Source organism: Aeromonas sp. FDAARGOS 1403 (assembly GCF_019047325.1).
Classification (GTDB): Bacteria; Pseudomonadota; Gammaproteobacteria; order Enterobacterales; family Aeromonadaceae; genus Aeromonas; species Aeromonas dhakensis.
The window spans coordinates 716162-731228 of record NZ_CP077249.1; the positions used below are offsets into that span (position 1 = coordinate 716162).

Consider the following 15067-nt stretch of genomic DNA (forward strand, 5'->3'; position numbering starts at 1 on the left):
CCGGGACCATCCCGGCGACCGACAAATGGGATGATCGTGTTTGATCTTCATGAAAAACAAAAGCTTTTTTGGCCGTATTCAGTAGTTGATGCTGACGTAGGGCACCTCGTCCACCTGCCACAGCTGCTTGAGGTAGACGGTCAGCACGAAGAAGAAGTTGGCCAGCAGGTTGGCGAACCGATAGAGGATGGGGTCGAAGCGCACCCCGCTCTCCTCCAGCCGCACCAGCAGCCGCACTACCTTCTTGCTGCCACAGCGGCACAGATGCAGGGTCGGGATCGGCTGCGGCCCTTGCGGCAGCACGAAACCGGTGACCCGGCCCCGGCTCGCCTCGTTGTAGTGATCGTAACGCCCCTTCAGCCACGCCAGATCCTCCTCGAAGATGCCGAGCCGGCCGCGCACCGAGCCGTTGAGGTTGTAGATAAGCCGCTGCAGCGCCGCGAGATCCGCCTGCATGGGCGCAAGCTCGGCATCCGGTGCCAGCTGTGACAACACGGCGCCCACCTGGCAGCAGAGCTCGTCGGTGGCGATCTCGTAGTCACACTGGAACTGGGTTTCGAAGATGAAGGGGTAGCAAAGCTCGCGTTTGTCTCTGGGCTTTTTCGGGTTCATGGGCTGGCCGGATCGGGAAAAAGGCCAGTTTGCCAGCCCCTGCAGGAGCTGGCAAACGGCCGGTCATGGTCCTTCTCGATCCAAAACGGTTCAAACGCTCTTGCTGCTGTCATCCGTCGCCGGCTGGAACTGGCCGATCATCCGCAACGCATCCAGCATCCGCTGGTTGAAGCTGGTGAAGCTGCCCACCTGGGCCGGATCGCTCTGGCCACGGGCCGCCAGCACCGCCGGCGTCAGCGCCTGCTGCTGGGATGCCGGCAGCAGAGAATCTGCCTGCTGCTGCACCTGGTCCAGCTTGGGCAGGTAGTCGGCCAGCGGCTTGAGCATCTCCTGCAGGGAGTGCGCCCCCTGATAGGTCTGGCTCAGCTTGAGGCTCTGTTTGAGCTTGAGCGAATAGGAGGCCAGCTGGCTGTCATCCAGCTTCAGCTCGCCCGCCTTCTTCAACAGGTCGTCGAAATTGCCGGAGAAGAAGCTGCCGGCCAGATCGTCGATCCCCTTGACCAGCTTGCCGATGGAGTCCATCTCCTCGCTGCTCAAGTTGCCCTCCAGCGAGAAGCTGAAACTCTGGCTCGACTTGAGGCTGAACTGGCTGCCGCTGTCATCCTTCTGGGACTTGGTCTGCCAGCTGTCGTTGAAGCGCAGCACCACCTTGTCGCCATCCTTGGTCTGGATCTCCAGCGAGCCCTGCTGGCGGCTGGCCATCTCGGCCTGCCCCATGTCGGTGGTGGAGACCTTGCCGAAGAACTCCTTTTCGAACTGATCGAGCCCCTCCTGGATCAGCTTGTAGCTCTGATCCATGCCGGTCTTGATGTCTTCGTTGTCCGCCCAGTCGCCGAGCTGCTTCCTGGCGTCACCAAAGCCCTTGTCCACCCCCTTGCGGGCCTGCTCCATCATGCCGGTCAGGCTATCGTCCGACTTGCCGTCGGCCCGGGCAGCCCCCAGCCGGCCGGTGACGAACTGCAGCACGTTGTCGGCCACCGACTGGAAGTCGAACAGGGTATCCGGGGTCACCGCCTCCGGTTGATCCTGTGCCTTGGGCGCCTTGTAGCCCTGGCCGTTGATCTCCAGCGCGAACTGCAGCGCCTGCTGCACCAGCACCTGCGCCCATTTCGGCGCCTTGTGCAACGAGACTTCATCCTCGTTGTTGGTCTGCTTTGCTTCCGCCTGCTGGGGCGATTTGGGAGCAACACCCACTCCCTTGGGTTGGGCCGCGCCCACTCCGTCGATCTGCATAATGTGTCCTCCCACCATGCCTGTAGATCAGCTATCGGCCTGACTGCACACTTCTTGACCACAAAATGCTGGACAATCCGCAGCGGCCTTTTAAAATCGGGCCCCTTTGGGTGGCCGCAGGCTTCCCCCGATTTCGTCCCGGCCAGACCGGTGTGCATGTGAGGTAAATCATGACCCAATCCCAGCAGGTTTCCGCCGACCCGGCGCCCCTTCGAACCCAGGCCGACTACCAGGTCCAGCTCGACGAGAAGCGCGAGCGCCTCTGCGGGTTGTTTGCCGACTTCACCCTGCCTGCGCTGGAAGTGCACGCCTCCCCCGCCGAACACTACCGGATGCGCGCCGAGTTTCGCATCTGGCACGACGGTGACGACCTGTACCACTGCATGTATGCGCCGGCCACCAAGGAGATCATCCGGGTCGACCAGTTCCCCACCGCCAGCCGCCTCATCAACCAGCTGATGCCGGTGCTGCTGGAAGGGCTGCGCCCGCACCCCGTACTGCGCCGCAAGCTGTTCCAGATCGATTACCTCTCCACCCAGTCCGGCCAGATCTGCGTCAGCCTGCTCTATCACCGCAAGCTGGAGAGCGAGTGGCAGCAGGCCGCCGAGGCGCTGCAGGCCGACCTGCGGGCCAAGGGGTTCGAGCTGCAGTTGATTGGCCGCGCCCACAAGCAGAAGATCTGCCTGGGGGAGGAGTTCGTCATCGAACGGTTGAATGTGCAAGGCCGCGAGCTGATCTACAAACAGGTGGAAAACAGCTTCACCCAACCCAACGCCGCCATCAACGAACAGATGCTGGGCTGGGCGCTGGACGTGACCAGGGGGAGCGAGGGCGACCTGCTGGAGCTCTACTGCGGCAACGGCAACTTCTCCATCGCCCTGGCGCAGAACTTTAGCAAGGTGCTGGCCACCGAGATCGCCAAGCCGAGCGTGGATTCCGCCCAGTTCAACATCGCCGCCAACGGCGTCGACAACCTGATCATCCTGCGCATGTCGGCCGAGGAGTTCACCATGGCGATGCGCGGTGAGCGGGAGTTCAACCGCCTCAAGGGGGTCGACCTCTCCGCCTACCAGTGCAACACCATCTTCGTCGACCCGCCCCGGGCCGGCCTCGACGACGCCACCGTCAAGCTGGTGCAGGATTACGACAACATCCTCTACATCTCCTGCAACCCCGAGACCCTGCAGGCCAACATGGCGGTGCTGGGCGAAACCCACGAGATCGCCCGCTTCGCCCTGTTCGATCAGTTTCCCTGGACTCACCACATGGAAGCCGGGGTCTATCTCAAGCGCAAGGCGGGTTGATGCTGTCGGGGCAGAGCCCCCGCTCGGCCAGCAAGACAAGACAGGGCCCGCGGGCCCTGTTTGATTATTTATCCCAGTGCATGGGGCGGCCGGAGCCGCTATGCTGGCGGCACGCGCATCCGCGCCACAGTCTGGGTGTCATGCCACCATGCAACGCATTCTTTTTGTTGAAGATGATCCCGAGATAGGCCAACTCATCAGCAGCTGGCTGGCCCGCCACGACATGGAAGTGCTACTGGAGCCGAGGGGCGATCGGGCGCTGGCCAGGGTCGAGGCCGAGCAGCCGGACCTGGTGCTGCTCGACATCATGCTGCCGGGTCAGGATGGTCTCTCCCTGTGCCGGGATCTGCGCCCGCGCTTTGCCGGTCCCATCGTCATGCTCACTTCGCTGGACAGCGACATGAACCAGATCCTGAGCCTGGAGCTGGGGGCCAACGACTACATCCTCAAGACCACGCCGCCCCCCGTGCTGCTGGCCCGGCTACGGGTCCAGTTCCGCCAGCAGGGGCAACAGGCCCCGCAGCCCGTGGTCGCCGGCACACCGCCCCAGCGCCTGCAGTTCGGCCGGCTGCAGATCGACGGCCCGGGCCGGGACGTGCGCCTCGACGGCGACAGCATTCCGCTCTCCACCGCCGATTTCGATCTCCTGTGGGAGCTGGCCTGCCACGCCGGCCAGATCCTGGGGCGGGAGGCGCTGTTTCGCAGCCTGCGCGGTCGCGACTACGACGGCCAGGATCGCAGCATGGACGTGGCCATCTCCCGCCTGCGTCGCAAGCTGGGGGACGATACCAGCAACCCGACCCGCATCAAGACAGTACGCCAGAAGGGCTACCTGCTGGTGCCCCACGCCTGGGAATAAGCCCCGCCGAATGACCTTGATGCTCCCTTCTCCCCTTGCGGAAGAAGGGTTAGGGATGAGGGGGCAACAATGCAATGCCCAGACGTAATCCAGGCAAGAGGAGAGCCCAATGCGCCGCCTGTTTATCCAGTTCTATCTGCTGCTGATCGGCTGTTTCACCCTGGCCATCCTGCTGGTCGGCATGGTCTATCAGGTCACCGCCGAGCGGGCGGGAGATCGCTATCTGGAGCGGATGATGCAGGGCTCCCTCGGCCTGCTCACCGGCGAGCTGGCCCGCTTGCCACCGGAGCACTGGCCCGCCCGCATGGCGGAGCAGAGCCGCCAGCTTACCCTGCCGCTGCAGATCGGCGCCCTCGCCAACCAGCCGCTGGCCAGCGAGGATCAGGCCTTCCTGGAGGCGGGCAACATCGTCATCGTCGAGGAGGATGACACCTTCCTGCAGCGCATTCCGGGCACCGATCAGGTGCTGATCGTCGGCCCCGTCCCCTATCTCTCCTACCTGCACGAGCTGCACTGGGTCGACGTGGGGCTGCTGCTGGCCATCGGCCTCTCGCTGGGGCTGCCGATCCTGCTCTGGCTGCGCCCGCACTGGCGCGGCCTGCAGCAGCTCGAACAGACCGCCCGTCGGGTCGGTGACGGTGATCTCTCCTGCCGCACCCGTTTGCCGCCCGGCAGCAGTCTGGGTCGGGTCGGCCGCACCTTCGACCAGATGACCGAGCAGCTGCAGGCCATGCTGGCCAGCCGCAAGCAGCTGACCGACGCCATCGCCCACGAGCTGCGCACCCCGCTGGTGCGGCTGCGCTACCGGCTCGCCATGCTGGATCCCGCCCCCTCGGCCGAGGAGCAGCAGGGGCTGGAGCGGGATCTCGGCGCGCTGGACGCCCTCATCGAGGAGATGCTCACCTACGCCAGGCTCGATCGTCCCGAGCTGCCGCTGCAGTGCAGCGAGCTGGAGCTCGGCAGCTGGGCCGGCAGCCGCCTCGCCGACTGGCAGGCGCTGCGCCCGGACAAGCGGCTCGACTTCGTGCGCCCGGCCATGGCCCTGCCCTGGCGCGGCGACATCCGCCTGCTCGATCGGGCGCTGGAGAACCTTATCGGCAACGCCCTGCGCCACGCCGCCAGCCGGGTCACCCTCAGCATGGCGCGCCAGCAGGATCACTATCTGCTGGAGGTGGCCGACGACGGCGCCGGCATCGATCCCGCATTGGCGCCGCAGATCTTCGAGCCCTTCGTGCGGCTGGATCAGAGCCGGGACAGGCGCACCGGTGGCGCTGGGCTGGGGCTGGCCATCGTACGCAGCATCGCCCGCCACCACGGCGGCGAGGTGCAGCTGCTGCCAAGCAGCAGCGGTGCCCGTTTCTGCCTGATGCTGCCTGTACATTTGGATACAAACCGTCACCAGTCAATCACTGAACCGCAGGCCGAACAGCCCTAGGATGAAGTCATGGAGAAACGCTCCATGTCATCAACCCGAATGAGGAACTGGAATATGAACAAGCTGATCCCCCTGAGCCTGGCTGCTGTCTTCGCCCTGACCTCCGGCTTCACCATGGCTGCCACCCCGACCAAGGCTGCCGCTCCCCAGGCTACCCAGACCAAGGTCGTGAAAAAACACCACAAGGCTGCCCACGCCAAGGCGCCGGCCGTCAAGGTTGCTCCCAAGACCAAGTAATCGACCAGCAAGCTTCCCGTAATGAAAAGGGGCCCCGAGATGGGGCCCCTTCTGTTTTCTGCGCGCTTGCCGTGACTCAACCCAACATGTAGTCGGCCGGCAGGGCGATGCGGGCAACGCCGGATTCCACCGCAGCCAGCGCCACGGCGCGGGCGACGCGAGGCAGCAGACGGGCATCCATCGGCTTGGGAATGACGTAATCCTTGCCAAAGGCGAGCTCGCTCACGCCGGCAGCGGTCAGCACCTCGGCCGGTACCGGCTCCTTGGCCAGACCACGGATCGCCTCGACCGCCGCAATCTTCATGGCATCGTTGATGCGGCTGGCACGGGCGTCGAGGGCGCCGCGGAAGATGAAGGGGAAGCAGAGCACGTTGTTGATCTGGTTCGGGTAGTCGGAGCGACCGGTACCCATGATGAGGTCACCGCGCACCCCGTGGGCCAGCGCCGGCTTGATCTCCGGGTCCGGGTTGGAGCAGGCGAAGATCACCGGGTTGGCGGCCATCAGCGCTACCGCCTCGGCGGGCAGCACGTCCGGACCGGAGACGCCGACGAAGACGTCGGCCCCGTCGATCACCTCCATCAGGGTACGCAGAGGGGTGTCGTTGGCGAAGCGCTGCTTGTACTGGTTCAGATCGGTGCGACCGCTGTGGATCACGCCCTGACGGTCCAGCATGAAGATGTTGTGCGGCTTGGCGCCACACTTGATCAGCAGGTCCATGCAGGCGGTGGCGGCGGCGCCGGCCCCCATGCAGACGATGCGGCTGTCGCCAATCTGCTTGCCCTGCACCTCCAGCGCATTGAGCAGGCCGGCGGCGGTGACGATGGCGGTGCCATGCTGGTCATCGTGGAACACCGGGATGTCGCAGCGCTCGATCAGCGCCTGTTCAATTTCGAAGCACTCGGGGGCCTTGATGTCTTCCAGGTTGATGCCACCGAAGGTGTCGGCGATGGCGGCGACCGTGTCGATGAACTGGGCACTGGTGTCGTGCTTCACCTCGATGTCGATGGCATCGATGCCGGCAAAGCGCTTGAATAGCAGGGCCTTGCCCTCCATCACCGGCTTGGAGGCCAGCGGGCCCAGATTGCCCAGCCCCAGAATGGCGGTGCCGTTGGAGATGACGGCCACCAGATTGCCCTTGCCGGTATAACGGTAGGCATCGGCCGGGTTGGCGGCGATCTCGCGCACCGGCTCGGCGACGCCCGGGCTGTAGGCCAGCGCCAGATCGCGGGCGGTCTCGGCGGGCTTGGTGAGGGCGATGGCGATTTTGCCCGGCACGGGCTGGGCATGGTAGTCGAGTGCCTGTTGGCGGAGATCGTGCTGCTGATCGGACATGGGGGACCCCGATACGGTAGTGAATGAGTGGTGCATTGGCTCGCCCACGGGCGAGGGCTGGGGATCATAAAGAAAACCACCGGGCTTTCACAGAGGAAAGTATCGCCAACCCGCCAATGACAAGCCAGTAATTAGCATGTCATACCACTTACCAATACCTATTTAGTTATAGATATGGTTTCAATCCATGACGGGGATTCCCGCCCTGGCCTCCGCCTTCCGGGCGATCGCCTCCGTCATCCCCTGGAAGATGAAGAGGTGGAACGGCAGCATGGCGAGCCAGTAGGCCAGCCCCCAGGCCCCCTGCGGATGCCAGTGAGCCGTCACCTTGAGCCGGGTCAGCCCCGACTCCTCCGGCAGTATGTTGAACTCCAGCCGGCCGACACCGGGCGCCTTCATGTTGAACAGCAGATCCAGCCTGCGCCCCTCGTCCACCCCGAGGATCTGCCAGGAGTCCAGCATGTCCCCCTTCACGAAGCGATCCGGGTTGGTGCGACCGCGGGTCAGCGCCGGGCCGCCGATCAGGTGATCCATCCACTCCCGCACCACCCAGAGCTGGTTCATGTAGAAGTAGCGCTGCTCGCCCCCCAGCTGCTGCAGTACCTGCCACACCACCTCGGGCGAGGCGAGACTGAGGGCCTCGCCGCTGGCGGTGCGGTCATAGAAGCCGTACTCGGGATGACGCCAGCGCAGGCCGAGCGGGGTCTCCTCTCCCTGCTGTTCGGCGCCGAGCCGCTGCTCCAGAGCCAGACTCTCCGCCAGCGCCTCGTCGAAGCTAAGCAGGGTTTGCGGCAGCAGGGCCCGCAACGGGCCGTCGTCGGCCGGGATGTCGTGCTTGAGGCCCCCCACCAGCGCCTTGGCCACCGGTTGCGGCACCGAGGTGACGAATTGCAGCCACCAGGCGGAGAGGCGCGGGCTCAGGAAGGGGATGGGAATGATGGGGCAGCGCTTGCCGATATGGGCGGCAAACTTCTGCAACTGCTGCTGGTAGCTGAGCAGCTCCGGGCCGGCGGCGTTGAAGAGCTGGCCGTCCACCCCGTCGGCTTCCACCAGCCCGCCCAGATAGTGCAGCAGGTTGGACAGTGCAATCGGCGGTGTGCGCGAGCGCACCCACTTGGGGGTCACCATCAGCGGCAGGTTGAACACCAGATCCCGCATCACCTCAAACGCCGCCGAGCCGGGGCCAATGATGATGCCAGCGCGCAGCTCCACCGTCGGCACGCCGGCGCCCCGAAACAGCTCGCCACAGTGGCGGCGGGAGTTGAGATGGCGGCTGCTGCAGGATTCGGGCTGGATGGCGCCGAGATAGATGATGCGACGCACCCCGGCGGCGCGAGCGGCGGCGGCGAAGTTTTTCACCCCCTGCTGCTCCAGCCGGTGAAAGTCGGCCCCCGCTCCCATGGCATGCACCAGATAGAAGACGGTGTCGATGCCGGCCAGGGCGGGCAGCAGAGTGATGGGCTTGAGGCTGTCGGCGAGGCGAAATTCCACCCCGGGCGGCAGCCGGCAGGGGCGCCGTGCCCCGGCAATCACCCGATAACCCAGCTCCTGCAAATGGGGCACCAGGTAAGAACCTATGTAACCCGCAGCCCCCATCACCAGACAATTCCTCATTCACTCGCTCCTGCTCTGCATCCCTCGTCAACCACACCACCATAGGGCAAAGCGGGCCCTGACAGAACGCCGACCAATAAAAAAGGCGCCCATTGGGCGCCTTTTTCAGAATTCTTCAGAAGTAAAATTACTTCTTGGTGGTCATCGCACCGAAACGCTTGTTGAACTTGTCTACGCGGCCGCCGCTAGAAACTTCTTTCTGCTTGCCGGTGTAGAACGGGTGGCACTCGGAGCACACGTCCAGGTTCAGATCTTTACCAACGGTAGAGAAAGTGTTGATGACGTTACCGCAAGAGCACTTGGCGGTGATGGCTACGTAGTCAGGGTGGATACCAGCTTTCATGGACAACCTCAAAGTAATAGGCCGTGTCGCCATCCGATCTTCTGTCGGACACCACACGATTGTTGAACACAGTTTCAAAGGCTGCGAATAATATAGGAAATGCCTGAGATCAGGCAAGTGGCTTCGCAGAAAAAATAGGCAATCTCTGGTGAATTCTTCCCAAACGCAGGATCTGGTTCGTGTGGCTGTGCCGGTGCCGTTACGCCGTCATTTCGACTATCTCTCCCCCCTGCCCTTGCCTGCCCCAGGCTGCCGGGTCGAGATCCCGTTCGGCCCGCAAACCCTGGTCGGACTGGTGGTGGATCACCCGGCCGAGAGCCAGGTGCCGCGCAACAAGCTCAAACCCATCAAGCGGGTATTGGATGCGGCGCCAGTGCTGGGGCCGGATATCCTGGCACTGATGAACTGGAGTGCCAGCTATTACCAGCACCCGCTGGGGGAGGTGCTGCCCCACGCCCTGCCGGTGCTGGTGCGCAAGGGGGAGCCCGCCGCCTATCGCGAGCTGGAGTTCTGGTTCGCCACCGAGGCCGGCATGGCGGTCGATCTCAACGAGCTCAAGCGGGCGGCCAAGCAGCAGCAGGCGCTCGCCTTGCTGCGCAAGGGGCCGCAGACCCCCTCCGCCCTCAAGCAGGAGGAGATCCAGAGTGCAGCACTCAGCGCACTGGAGAAGAAAGGGCTGCTGGAGAAACGCTCGCTGGAGCCAAGCCATGAGGGTGACTGGGCCGCCCGCTTCGAGCCGGGCGAGGGGCTGCGTCTCAACGGTGAGCAGGCGCTGGCGGTCTCTGCCGTCACCAGCCAGAGCGACAGGTTCGGCGCCTTTTTGCTGGATGGCATCACCGGCTCCGGCAAGACCGAGGTCTACCTGAGCATCCTCGAACCCCTGCTCAAGGCGGGCAAACAGGCGCTGGTAATGGTGCCGGAGATCGGACTCACTCCACAGACCATCAACCGCTTCCGGCGCCGCTTCAACGTACCGGTGGTGGCGATGAACTCCGCCATGAACGATCGGGAGCGGCTCGATGCCTGGCTGGCCTGCCGCGACGGCGGCGCCGCCATCCTGATCGGCACCCGCTCCGCGGTGTTCACCCCGTTTCACGACCTCGGCATCATCATCATCGACGAGGAGCACGACGGCTCCTTCAAGCAGCAGGACGGCTTTCGCTACCACGCGCGGGATCTGGCGGTGATGCGCGCCCATCGCGCCGGCATTCCCATCCTGCTCGGCTCGGCCACCCCGTCGCTGGAGACGCTGCACAACGCCCGCAGCGGCAAGTATCACCACCTCAGCCTGACCCGGCGCGCCGGCAACGCCCAGACCGCCCGCCAGGTGATCCTGGACATCAAGAACGTGCGGCTGCAGGCCGGCCTCTCACCCCAGCTGGAGCAGCTGATGGCAGAGCATCTGGCGGCCGGCAACCAGGTGATGCTGTTTCTCAACCGTCGTGGCTACGCCCCAGCTCTTATCTGCCACCAGTGCGGCTGGAGCGCCGCCTGCGAGCGCTGCGATGCCTGGTACACCTGGCACCAGGCCGGGCGACGGCTGCACTGCCACCACTGCGACAGCGTGCGCCCGCTGCCCCATCACTGCCCGGAGTGCGGCAGCGTTGATCTGATCGGCTCGGGGGTCGGCACCGAACAGCTGGAGCAGCTGCTCGGCACCGTGTTCCCGCAATATCCGGTGGTGCGCATCGATCGAGACAACACCCGGCGCAAGGGGGAGCTGGAGACCCACCTCGGCGACATCAAGGCGGGCAAGTACAAGATCCTGATCGGCACCCAGATGCTGGCCAAGGGCCACCACTTCCCGGACGTGACATTGGTGGGGCTGCTGGATGTGGATGGCGCCCTGTTCAGCGCCGATTTTCGCGCCGCCGAGAAGCTGGCCCAGCTTTACACCCAGGTGGCGGGCCGGGCAGGTCGCGCCAGCAAGCCGGGGCTGGTGGTGTTGCAGAGCCACCACCCGGAACACGCCCTGCTGCAGGACCTGACCCAGAACGGCTATGGCCACTTCGCCGACACTGCGCTGAAAGAGCGCCGCCTGCTGGGGCTGCCCCCGTTCAGCTATCAGGGGCTGTTTCGGGCCGAGGCCAACGGCCGCGACGAGGTGCAGCTGTTCCTCGCCCGCCTCGCCGACACTCTGCGCAGCGCCCGTTATCCCCATGTTCAGGTGCTGGGGCCCATCAGCGGCTTTATGGAGCGCAAGGCGGGCAAGTTCCGCATGCAGTTGCTGGTGCAGGGGCCAAACCGGGCGCCACTGGCCCAGTTGCTGGATTGGGCGGTGAAGGAGCTGGAGGGGTGGCCCGAGACCAAGCGGGTGCGCTGGAGCCTCGACATAGACCCCACCGAGCTGAACTGAGTCCGGTGCTGGTCGCTGGTGCGCGGCGTCAGCGACCGGGTTTGCCATGCGGGCGCAGGGCTCAGACCCTCAGGTCGACCTGCTGTACCCAGCCACCCTTGCCCTGCTCGGTCACATAGAGGCCGGACTGACGCAGCACCCCCTGATTGCCGCTTTCCCCCAGATGGTTGAAGGGGGTGTCGAGGGGATGCAGCAGGATGGCGCCGATCCCCAGCTCCACCAGGGCGATGGGGGACTGGTCCGGCTGCCAGAACTGCAGCGCCGAGAACTGGCTGTCCCGCTCGTCCAGCACCCCGTTGCCATCCTCATCCAGAGTCGCCAGCTCGCCAAAACCGTTGCCGGAGCGGGCCCCAAACAGCTCGCCACCGTCATCTATGGTGCCGTTGCCGTTGCGATCCAGCGCCACGAAGCCGCTCCCCTCACTCAGGCCGGGCAGGCTGTCCGCCTTGCCATCCTGATCGAGGTCGAAATTGACCCGGGCGTCGGTCAGGCCGGCGATTTTTCCATCCAGACTGAGCACCAGCGGATCCTTGAGGGCATTGAGGGTGGTGCGGCGCTGGCTGATGTCGAGCTGGCGCCAGTCCAGCACAAAGCCCAGATCCAGCTGCAGGGTCTGGCCATCCTGGGTCTGCAAGTTCGCCGCCGCCACCACGTTGAGCTGCTCCTTTTGCAGCAGGCTGTCGGTCACCTCCACCAGCTGATCCGGCTCGGCGGCAGGCTGGGTCCCCTCACCCGTCGGGGCACTCACCCCCTCCGCGCCCTGCTCGGCCGGCTTGATGGGCTCCGGCAGCTCTATCTTGTGGCCCAGCATGGCCTCGATCATCAGCTTGATGAGCCGCTGACGATTGTCGAGCCCGTCGTTGGGCATGCCATCCTGTTCGCTCTTGCCGGTCTCGGCGGGCTTGGCCGACGCCGGTTCAGGGGCACTCTGAGCCGCACCGGCGGCGCTGCGGCTGGCCATCTGCAGCGTCAGCAGGCTGCTGCGGGTGAAGGTGAGCTGGCTGCCGCCGCCGGCAGCAGCGGGTGCAGAGTCCGCCGGCGCCGTGGCAGGGGACTGCACCTGGCTGGCGGCCGGCACGGGGCCGAGCCGGCGCACCTTGCGGGCCTGGGCCTGTTGCTGCTGGTATTGCACCTCCCCCTGAAGGTCGTAGTGATCGATGCGCATATCTTCGCCCTCGGCGCCATACATCTGGTCAGTTATCGACCAGTTGCCGGGGCGGGCTTAACACCGATTGGCTATATCAGCCGGCAGACGCCTCGCCGTCGGCGCATAACAGCGCCAATGCCAGCGACCTTGCCTGCACCAGTGCCAGCGGTTGCTGATAGCTGTGTGCCATCACCACGGCCCCCTCCAGCAACAGGCAGATGCCGGTGGCTTGCGCCTCGTGGCAATCGAGCCTGGTGCTGACCCAGTCCAGCAGCGCCTGCTTGTGCGCCACCACCAGCTTGCGAACCGGGTGACGGGGATCGGCAAACTCGGCGCTGGCGTTGATGAAGTTGCAGCCATAGAAGTCGCTGCGGCCAAACCACTCCCCGAAACCGTCGAACAGGGCATGCAGGCGGCTCTCCCGCCCTTCCAGCCCCTGCAGGTGCGCTTCCAGCAGGGCGAAAAACTCCCGCTCGCGGGACTGCAGCACCTCCTCGATCAGGGCATCCTTGGTGGGAAAATGGCGGTAGAGGGTGCGCTTGGTACTGCCGGCCTCCGCCCAGATGCGATCGATGCCGGTGGCGTGAAAACCATGGCGGTTGAACAGACGGTAGGCCGTCTCCATCAGCTGTTGCCGTTTTTCGCTCATCGCGTTTTTCCCCTTGAAGTACACCGATCTGTCTACCTAATGTGCCTAATCACGGCTGACAAACCAAGAAGGAAACCGTGATGAAGAGATGGTATGGCCCCTTGTGGGCAGGAGTGGGGGCGACACTGGCGATAGGCGTGCTGGGCTGGTTGAACATCAGCTGGCATGCCGCCCTGATCATGGCGCCCTTCGGGGCCAGCTGCGTGCTGCTGTTTTCCCTGCCGGCGAGCCCGCTGGCACGGCCGTGGAATGTGCTTGGCGGACATCTGCTGACGGCCACCGTCGGCTTGCTGGTACAGGAGCTGCCCCTGCCATTGGAGCTGCAACTGGCCCTGGGCGTGGGGCTGGCCATCGCGCTGATGCAGGGGCTGGATCTGATCCACCCGCCCGCCGGCGCCAACCCCCTGCTGGTGTTGATGACGGGGCAACAGTGGCCCTTTCTGTGGCACACGGTACTGCCCGGAGCCCTGCTGCTGATCCTGCTGGGCTACGGCTTCCAGCGGGTCAAATGGCAGCGACGACTTGGTACCGGTTAAACAGACGAGGGAGGCCTAGACCTCCCTCGTCGTTCATGCTGTCACCCTGGTCATTGCGCCTGCTGGGAGACCCCCTCCAGTCGCACTTCCACCCGCCGATCTGGTGCCAGGCAGGCGATCAGCGCCGGTCTGGAGCCGCTGCTGCAGTTGTTGCCGGTGATCGGAGAGGACTTGCCGCGCCCCTCGACCCGCACCTTGTCGGCAAACAATCCCTTCGCAATCAGGTAGTCGGCCACGCTGCGGGCGCGTTGCTCGGAGAGCGCCTGGTTGTAGGCGTCGGAGCCGATGCGATCGGTGTGGCCGATCACGGTTGCCACCCCGTCTTTCGGATTGGCCGCCACTATTTGGCTGAACAGGGCGTCGAGCGCCTGGCTGGCAGCCGGCTTCAGGGTCGCCTTGTTGAACTCGAACAGCACGTCCGAGCTCAGGCTGAAGGTCTTGGGCACCACCACCACGGCGGGAGCAGGTGCCGCTGCAGGAGCCGGCGCGGGCGCCACCACGTCGTCACCCTGCTGACCGAAGCGATAGAGCATGGCGAAGGCCAACAGGCCGTTGTCCATCTCGATGCCTGACTCCTCGGGAGAGGTCTTGCCAAGCGGCGTTGTGTATTGATATTCGAGACGAGCGGCCCAATCACGATCGATCGCGTATTCAATGCCCAACGCTCCCACAAATGCGGCACCATGATATTTGTGCCCCTTGCTATCGAATGAGAGATCGTTGGCCGGATTGGCGGAGTCTCTATACCACCCGGAATAAGCGCTCTCAGTCCAGGCGTAAGCCCCCCCCAGCCTGCCATACACATCCAGCACCGGGGTTGCCGGCAGGCTCATTTTCATCGTGGCCTGCACCATCTGCGCCTTGGCTTCGCCATTCAGCCCGGCAGACTGGGTACCCTGTGATATCGTCTTGTCCAGTTTGTACTTGCCCAGCCAGTCATAGCCCAGCTCGAAACCCAGATTGGGATTGAGCTGGTAACCGACAAATGCCCCCACGCCAAGATCACTGTGCTTCTTGTCTGGTTCAACAAGGTCGACAACGGCTTTGACCTGCTCGTTGTAGTCCACACCGTAAAAATTGGACCAGCCGGCCTTGCCGCCGACGTACCAGGTGTTGTCCTGAGCGGCAGCCTGCACGGCCCCGCTGACGAGCAGGCCGCTGACCAGCACGGCAAGTATCGATTTGTTCATGGTAAAAGCCTCTGCAATGAGTCGTGATGGGCGCTCTTGCGCCTCTCTTCCCTGATGGGGCAAACCCGGCCCCGCCCATCAGGTTATCCCATCTGTTGTCAGCCTCAAATGACTTGGGACTCAAGAGTGTGAAGCGCCCGGCATTCCCGACCGCAAAACGCCCCATGCGGGTGTATCCGCAGGTGCGCCGGCAGCGCCATGAAAAAGGGAGGCCGATGG

The 15067-nt window shown here is 64.5% G+C and carries 14 protein-coding genes; 6 read left to right on the forward strand and 8 right to left on the reverse strand.

From position 1 onward, the window contains the following. Positions 1 to 78: 78 nt before the first annotated feature. Both I6L33_RS03520 and I6L33_RS03525 read right to left on the reverse strand, forming a co-directional pair. Positions 79 to 612, reverse strand: coding sequence for an ATP--cob(I)alamin adenosyltransferase (locus I6L33_RS03520; RefSeq protein ID WP_010635727.1), 534 nt, complete (start codon positions 610 to 612; stop codon positions 79 to 81). 90 nt (positions 613 to 702) lie between these two features. Next, complete coding sequence (locus I6L33_RS03525; protein WP_216973560.1) at positions 703 to 1845, reverse strand: DUF5610 domain-containing protein; 1143 nt, start codon at positions 1843 to 1845, stop codon at positions 703 to 705. Between the two features lie 170 nt (positions 1846 to 2015). On the opposite strand from I6L33_RS03525, the gene trmA reads away from it, so the two are divergent. From trmA to I6L33_RS03545, 4 genes are all read left to right on the forward strand, one after another. Further along, a complete protein-coding gene (trmA, locus tag I6L33_RS03530; protein WP_216973561.1) occupies positions 2016 to 3149 on the forward strand; it encodes a tRNA (uridine(54)-C5)-methyltransferase TrmA in 1134 nt (377 codons plus the stop codon). Positions 3150 to 3297: 148 nt separating this feature from the next. Further along, positions 3298 to 4008, forward strand: a complete 711-nt coding sequence (gene rstA, locus I6L33_RS03535; protein WP_216973562.1) for a two-component system response regulator RstA — start codon at positions 3298 to 3300, stop codon at positions 4006 to 4008. Between the two features lie 109 nt (positions 4009 to 4117). Next, positions 4118 to 5443: a two-component system sensor histidine kinase RstB gene (rstB, locus tag I6L33_RS03540; RefSeq protein ID WP_216973563.1), complete on the forward strand. Its 1326-nt coding sequence runs from the start codon at positions 4118 to 4120 to the stop codon at positions 5441 to 5443. Between the two features lie 54 nt (positions 5444 to 5497). Further along, entirely contained in the window at positions 5498 to 5680 is a 183-nt protein-coding gene (locus tag I6L33_RS03545) for a hypothetical protein (RefSeq protein WP_010635722.1), read from the forward strand. A 76-nt stretch (positions 5681 to 5756) separates the two neighbouring features. Here the strand turns inward: I6L33_RS03545 and I6L33_RS03550 are convergent, their stop codons facing one another. From I6L33_RS03550 to rpmE, 3 genes are all read right to left on the reverse strand, one after another. Then, on the reverse strand, positions 5757 to 7013 hold the full coding sequence (locus I6L33_RS03550) for a malic enzyme-like NAD(P)-binding protein (RefSeq protein WP_010635721.1): 1257 nt from the start codon (positions 7011 to 7013) through the stop codon (positions 5757 to 5759). A gap of 180 nt (positions 7014 to 7193) precedes the next feature. After that, on the reverse strand, positions 7194 to 8627 hold the full coding sequence (locus I6L33_RS03555) for a DUF2867 domain-containing protein (protein ID WP_216973564.1): 1434 nt from the start codon (positions 8625 to 8627) through the stop codon (positions 7194 to 7196). 127 nt (positions 8628 to 8754) lie between these two features. Then, on the reverse strand, positions 8755 to 8970 hold the full coding sequence (gene rpmE, locus I6L33_RS03560) for a 50S ribosomal protein L31 (RefSeq protein ID WP_005306787.1): 216 nt from the start codon (positions 8968 to 8970) through the stop codon (positions 8755 to 8757). Positions 8971 to 9118: 148 nt separating this feature from the next. On the opposite strand from rpmE, the gene priA reads away from it, so the two are divergent. After that, positions 9119 to 11326: a primosomal protein N' gene (priA, locus tag I6L33_RS03565; RefSeq protein WP_216973565.1), complete on the forward strand. Its 2208-nt coding sequence runs from the start codon at positions 9119 to 9121 to the stop codon at positions 11324 to 11326. A 61-nt stretch (positions 11327 to 11387) separates the two neighbouring features. On the opposite strand, the gene I6L33_RS03570 is transcribed toward priA, so the two are convergent. Together I6L33_RS03570 and I6L33_RS03575 are read right to left on the reverse strand one after the other, a co-directional pair. After that, positions 11388 to 12515: a hypothetical protein gene (locus tag I6L33_RS03570; RefSeq protein WP_216973566.1), complete on the reverse strand. Its 1128-nt coding sequence runs from the start codon at positions 12513 to 12515 to the stop codon at positions 11388 to 11390. Positions 12516 to 12567: 52 nt separating this feature from the next. Then, positions 12568 to 13122: a TetR/AcrR family transcriptional regulator gene (locus I6L33_RS03575; RefSeq protein ID WP_216973567.1), complete on the reverse strand. Its 555-nt coding sequence runs from the start codon at positions 13120 to 13122 to the stop codon at positions 12568 to 12570. A 137-nt stretch (positions 13123 to 13259) separates the two neighbouring features. On the opposite strand from I6L33_RS03575, the gene I6L33_RS03580 reads away from it, so the two are divergent. Further along, on the forward strand, positions 13260 to 13658 hold the full coding sequence (locus I6L33_RS03580) for an HPP family protein (protein ID WP_017781278.1): 399 nt from the start codon (positions 13260 to 13262) through the stop codon (positions 13656 to 13658). 50 nt (positions 13659 to 13708) lie between these two features. Here I6L33_RS03580 and ompA read toward each other — a convergent pair whose 3' ends face one another. Then, positions 13709 to 14848 carry a porin OmpA gene (ompA, locus tag I6L33_RS03585; protein WP_216973568.1) on the reverse strand — a complete coding sequence of 380 codons (1140 nt, stop codon included), beginning with the start codon at positions 14846 to 14848 and terminating at the stop codon, positions 13709 to 13711. Positions 14849 to 15067: the final 219 nt, after the last annotated feature.

What these genes read in the sequence shown, in the direction of transcription:
- I6L33_RS03520 (WP_010635727.1), bottom strand. Translation starts at nt 612, where the DNA reads ATGAACCCGAAAAAGCCCAGAGACAAACGCGAGCTTTGCTACCCCTTC.
- I6L33_RS03525 (WP_216973560.1), bottom strand. Translation starts at nt 1,845, where the DNA reads ATGCAGATCGACGGAGTGGGCGCGGCCCAACCCAAGGGAGTGGGTGTT.
- trmA (WP_216973561.1), top strand. Translation starts at nt 2,016, where the DNA reads ATGACCCAATCCCAGCAGGTTTCCGCCGACCCGGCGCCCCTTCGAACC.
- rstA (WP_216973562.1), top strand. Translation starts at nt 3,298, where the DNA reads ATGCAACGCATTCTTTTTGTTGAAGATGATCCCGAGATAGGCCAACTC.
- rstB (WP_216973563.1), top strand. Translation starts at nt 4,118, where the DNA reads ATGCGCCGCCTGTTTATCCAGTTCTATCTGCTGCTGATCGGCTGTTTC.
- I6L33_RS03545 (WP_010635722.1), top strand. Translation starts at nt 5,498, where the DNA reads ATGAACAAGCTGATCCCCCTGAGCCTGGCTGCTGTCTTCGCCCTGACC.
- I6L33_RS03550 (WP_010635721.1), bottom strand. Translation starts at nt 7,013, where the DNA reads ATGTCCGATCAGCAGCACGATCTCCGCCAACAGGCACTCGACTACCAT.
- I6L33_RS03555 (WP_216973564.1), bottom strand. Translation starts at nt 8,627, where the DNA reads ATGAGGAATTGTCTGGTGATGGGGGCTGCGGGTTACATAGGTTCTTAC.
- rpmE (WP_005306787.1), bottom strand. Translation starts at nt 8,970, where the DNA reads ATGAAAGCTGGTATCCACCCTGACTACGTAGCCATCACCGCCAAGTGC.
- I6L33_RS03570 (WP_216973566.1), bottom strand. Translation starts at nt 12,515, where the DNA reads ATGTATGGCGCCGAGGGCGAAGATATGCGCATCGATCACTACGACCTT.
- I6L33_RS03575 (WP_216973567.1), bottom strand. Translation starts at nt 13,122, where the DNA reads ATGAGCGAAAAACGGCAACAGCTGATGGAGACGGCCTACCGTCTGTTC.
- ompA (WP_216973568.1), bottom strand. Translation starts at nt 14,848, where the DNA reads ATGAACAAATCGATACTTGCCGTGCTGGTCAGCGGCCTGCTCGTCAGC.